At 43.9% G+C, this 3,568-nt stretch carries 4 protein-coding genes; 1 reads left to right on the plus strand and 3 read right to left on the minus strand.

Annotation, left to right across the window (positions count from 1 at the left end; genetic code table 11):
* A partial coding sequence (locus NNN64_RS22545) for a hypothetical protein (RefSeq protein WP_271442847.1) occupies positions 1 to 467 on the plus strand: 467 nt, incomplete at its 5' end.
* Positions 468 to 549: 82 nt separating this feature from the next.
* On the opposite strand, the gene NNN64_RS22550 is transcribed toward NNN64_RS22545, so the two are convergent.
* The 3 genes from NNN64_RS22550 to NNN64_RS22560 all read right to left on the minus strand — a co-directional run bounded on the left by NNN64_RS22550 (position 550) and on the right by NNN64_RS22560 (position 3,361).
* Positions 550 to 1,167 (minus strand): outer membrane beta-barrel protein, encoded by a 618-nt coding sequence (locus NNN64_RS22550; protein ID WP_271442848.1) that lies wholly within the window; start codon positions 1,165 to 1,167, stop codon positions 550 to 552.
* Positions 1,168 to 1,276: 109 nt separating this feature from the next.
* Positions 1,277 to 1,906, minus strand: a complete 630-nt coding sequence (locus tag NNN64_RS22555; protein ID WP_271442849.1) for a winged helix-turn-helix transcriptional regulator — start codon at positions 1,904 to 1,906, stop codon at positions 1,277 to 1,279.
* Between the two features lie 267 nt (positions 1,907 to 2,173).
* Entirely contained in the window at positions 2,174 to 3,361 is a 1,188-nt protein-coding gene (locus tag NNN64_RS22560) for an OmpP1/FadL family transporter (RefSeq protein WP_271442850.1), read from the minus strand.
* Positions 3,362 to 3,568: the final 207 nt, after the last annotated feature.

Raw genomic sequence — 3,568 nt, forward strand, 5'->3', positions numbered from 1 at the left:
TTTTTAAACATCATAGTTGTGGACGCACACCTGTTAAAAAAGATAATGGCAGGCATCCACTTACTGTCTATATAAAGCACATGCGCAAACTCTACTTTATCTTTTTCATTGGCACACTCTCTGCCTGTAATTCGGCACCACCGGCACCGGTGAGCAAAATTAACAACATGATTATTCCAGTTGTACAACAGGAAGCCACATCACCACCTGCTAATCCTGAACTGTACAGATCGTTATATCAAAAAAATAAACAGCAAATTGACAATATTGCGATATCACTAAAAAGTGAATATCTTCAGGATGTTAAATCGCGTGATATTTTTGATGTTCACAGTGAGACTCACCAGGTATATACCTCTTTAACCAAGCTTGAGCAAATGCAACAGATGAATGACTACTATTATAGAGAGCAGAATAGAACTGGGCTGTTAAGCATCAATCAAACTGTTACCTCATTATTTGAGTAATAAAAAAGCCTCCTCAATAATAATGAGGAGGCTTTTTCTACATTGCGTAATTAAAGCATTGTCCTGCGTTCTACTAATCTACTCAGTCATGCTGACCAAAACGGTAAGATACCCCTGCCGTTACTGAACTGATATCGCTGCTGGCACCAATCTGATTTTCGTTGCCCACGTTGCTTACCCATTGATATTCAAGGCGTCCAGCCCAGTTTTTATTGAACGCATACTCCGTACCCACCGCGACTACCGGACGTATACCCGTGTCAAAATGATTACTTCCTTTAATATCAGATTCTGCGCGGTATCCCATCGCCCCTGCCCGACCATAAATATCCCAGGCATCGGTCAGACCATAACTTGCTTTCATCGTTACTTGCAACCCCTGGCTTTTCATTTGCGAACCTGATGCACCATTCCTGCCATTGAATTGCATATTACCTAAGTAATCGTAGCCACCTTCGACGGCAAGCCACGGTGTAATTTGATAACCGGTAAATACACCGCCACCCACATTATCACTATCAAAACCCACATTGCCGTATTTATCCCCATGGTCATTGGTTTGTTGTGTCGTGCTGGAGTCAAAATAATGTGACCAACCAAATTTACCCCCCGCATACCAGGTACCGACATCGGCAGCAGCAAAGGCGGTTGTTGCGGTAAAAGCGTTAGCAATAATGAGTGTAATAAGTGTCTTTTTCATAGCTTTCCTATCGTGGACATAGAGTTATGTTTGGAACAAATAAAGTGTCGCTACAATAGGATATTTAGACCATGTTGATAATTGGTTTTTAGTTTATTTTTGGACTTATTTAGAACCCCTCAGGTAATTTGTTGATTGACGTTAGGTACCCACCCCGTTCAAAGTCAATATACCCCCCTTTTTTTAACGCAGAGACAACATTTAAAACACTACTGCGCGATAAATGTGTACGTTCCTGAATATAATCCAGAATAGAAACGCGCAGTCGGGTCTCTTGTGGTAACAGATTCATTTCCTCTAAATGATTTCGTATCACTGAATAGGTACGCTGTTGCACCACTAAATCATCACGGTAAAATAAATAGCCGGTATGATAGGCAAGTAGCGCAGCTGCATCTTCCCATAATCCTTGTTGATGGAAGAGTTCCCTGGCTTTATGGGCATCAACACGTAATATTGTTGATTCCGCTTCAGCACGTAGCAAGTGAGCGTGTACGGGTTGGATCATCTCGGCAATACCAAACAAATGAGGCTCATAGACAGTCACAATCAACAGACCATCGGAAGAACGTAAAATAGAGAGCTCGCCTTGCAAAAACAGATAGAGCTGAGGCTGGTTTTTGTATTTCCACATGATGCGTCGTCGCGGAACAACATTGAGTTTTTCCGCAATAGGTTCAAGTGCTTGTGTCAAACGCTGTATGCTTTGCTCTGGGCGTACCGGGGGTAAAATTTGCATGAGAAAACCTGTATTCTTTTAATTTATTGAGTGGCGTGAAACAATGGTTAATCCATGAAGATAGTTCATAAGTCTATTAAAATCATATGTTGCCCAATACTTAAAGCAGAAATGAGTTTTTATTTAAATTAGAACAAATGGAAAAGGCCACCAGCAGATAGCCTGATATGGGTAAAAATGCAGCTATACCGCGCGTGTTGGACGGTAATATGACGGGAGATAGTTCAACGTGGTGATTATTGATAATGCGCGGAAAGCAACCAAATACTAGAACTGATAGCTGTAGTTAACACTGGCAAACCATAGCCACGGATTTTTGTATTCACCGGCAAACGGATCTGATTTTACGTTCGCCGACTGCATATGCAAATATTCGACTGCAAATCCGACATTGCTGGCCGGGGTAATTTGGTACTGCGCTCCGGTGGCAAAACGCCATTCATCGCCGGTTGGTAATGAAAGTGCGACATCGTTTTGCGTTTTGTACGGTGAGCTGTCAAATGCGACGCCTGCATTTATGCGCCACTGCTCATCGGGACGATATTGCACACCCAACGCGGTATGCCATGTGTCCTGAAGCCGGTTTGTTCGATCGCTTGTATGACCATTAACCTGTATCTGCGGACTACCAAACTGGCTCCAGTCCTGCCAGCCAAGATCGCCCATCACCGACCACTGCTGATTAATATCGTGAACCAGGCTAAACATCACCTGTTGTGGTGCATGCACCTGGGTAGAGAACGGCAAATCATACTCAAGATTGGGCTGGTTCGGGAATCGTACCTTACCATCAATATTGAAATGGTAGTCTGTCTTGCTGGTCCAGGTAATACCTGCACGGGTTTGGTCGGTTAAATCCAGTAATAAGCCAAGATGATAGTTCATCGCCCAGTCATGGTCGTGTTGTGACTGATCATTGCCATCATTATTCCGGGTCAGGGATAGAAAACCGTAGTTGAGCCCGGCTGCAGCACCAACGGACACTCTATCACTCAGTTTCCATGCCACACCTGGACTCAGCGTCATCGCAACCATCGTACTTTTTTTAATGAGTCGATCGCCTGCCCAGTGACCAAAATCAATACCGAGGCCATAGTTGCTATACAATCCAATTCCCGCAGAAACGGTATCGTTCAGGTGTTGGGTGTAAAACAGACTGGCATTAGGGAATACCTTCATGGCATTGCCGGGACTTTGCTGTTCGACAGACGCGTTATTGAGTGTGTAAGGAATATCACCACCCATTGCCTGCAATCCTGTGGTCACCATATGATCGGGTAAACGTGTCATTCCGGCGGGATTAGTGAGCAAGGTTGCGGCATCCTGAGCGCGCGCGGCCTGACCTGCCCCTGCCAGTGCGGTGTCCTCGGTGCCTGTTTCATAGAAATAGAGTGCGCTGGCATGCCCGACAGTCGAAAAGAGCATCCCGGAGATGAGAATGATATTTTTATTCATTGAGTTACCTGTTTGGAAGGGTAATCTTTATTGCCAGAGGAGCGTTGTTGTACCCCTGTAAAACGATAGAGTCGCCTCTCTGTTTCACAAAGATTGTTATATTGATTTCCGCAACATCATAATCATTAGCCAGGAATGGTGTCTTGTTGAATTTTATCCAATATTAAATTTTATATTTCACTCTACAACGTTACTATTATAAAACAC

Origin of the sequence: Citrobacter sp. Igbk 14 (genome assembly GCF_028069825.1) — a bacterium.
Classification (GTDB): Bacteria; Pseudomonadota; Gammaproteobacteria; order Enterobacterales; family Enterobacteriaceae; genus Citrobacter.

What these genes read in the sequence shown, in the direction of transcription:
- NNN64_RS22550 (WP_271442848.1), bottom strand. Translation starts at nt 1,167, where the DNA reads ATGAAAAAGACACTTATTACACTCATTATTGCTAACGCTTTTACCGCA.
- NNN64_RS22555 (WP_271442849.1), bottom strand. Translation starts at nt 1,906, where the DNA reads ATGCAAATTTTACCCCCGGTACGCCCAGAGCAAAGCATACAGCGTTTG.
- NNN64_RS22560 (WP_271442850.1), bottom strand. Translation starts at nt 3,361, where the DNA reads ATGAATAAAAATATCATTCTCATCTCCGGGATGCTCTTTTCGACTGTC.